At 56.3% G+C, this 863-nt stretch carries 2 protein-coding genes; both read right to left on the reverse strand.

Translation table 11 applies throughout. From position 1 onward, the window contains the following. On the reverse strand, positions 1-590 hold a 590-nt coding region (locus ACXJKH_RS21405), incomplete at its 3' end, for a glycosyltransferase family 25 protein (protein ID WP_457322393.1). A 35-nt stretch (positions 591-625) separates the two neighbouring features. Beyond that, positions 626-863 (reverse strand): hypothetical protein (locus ACXJKH_RS21410; protein ID WP_457322395.1); only part of this gene is annotated, 238 nt, incomplete at its 5' end.

Genomic DNA, 863 nt, shown 5'->3' on the forward strand with positions numbered 1-863 from the left:
GCCTTAGGGGCGCCGTATCGGACCTCCTTATAAGAGAGATACAGAACATCAAATGCAGGCTCCGAACTACTGCTGGCATGCAACTCTGCCCAAGCAGCATCGACGAGCGTACCAAAGCCCCTGTCGAATAGGACATCATCCTCTAACACAAGCGCATATCCACCGGCGGATGCCGCGATCTTCTTCCATACAGCGATATGCGATCTTGCGACCGCGATCTCGGCGTCGCTCATTCGGATCGGCTCATCCAGCTTAAACGCGGCCGGTAGCGTCAAAGGCTGTGGCTCGACGGAAAGCTGGTCGGCCAAGGTGTAATGGATATCCACATCGGGTGTTTGAAGGCTGCTGGTAGTGTAGGCCATGCCGTCGCAAGCCGAATGCCGAACGAGAAGATCGAGCAAGGGGCTACCTGACGCGTCCGAGATACGACGCAGCTCTTGCTGAACGGCCACCAGCCGCTCTGGCTGGCGATCTAGATTGATGACATAGATCTGGCTGATCGCCAGGCAGTCAGACTTCCCGCCTCGGCTGAAGGCTCGACACAATTGACGAGGAAGTAGGACCCGAGCTCGCATGCGGAGGGTGTTCAATACTCTTTGGAGGCCGCCCAACCGCGGAAATAGGTTCATACGTTTTCATCTCCAGGCCTCTCGAAGACCCGTTGGTTGGAGTTGCGCCAATTGCGATCATCGTTGCGGTAGCTTAGCGGCCACTTCGATACAGCAAATTCGCTCCAGTCTTTAAGAACTACGATCGCGTTGTCTAACTCACCCGCGACGCCCATCTGGAAGATTACCCTGGACAAATTACCTGGACCGGTGGTCGCCTGGATTTCCGGCAGTTCGCCCTGCACAGCTTCCACG

Source organism: Stenotrophomonas sp. P5_B8 (assembly GCF_054049855.1).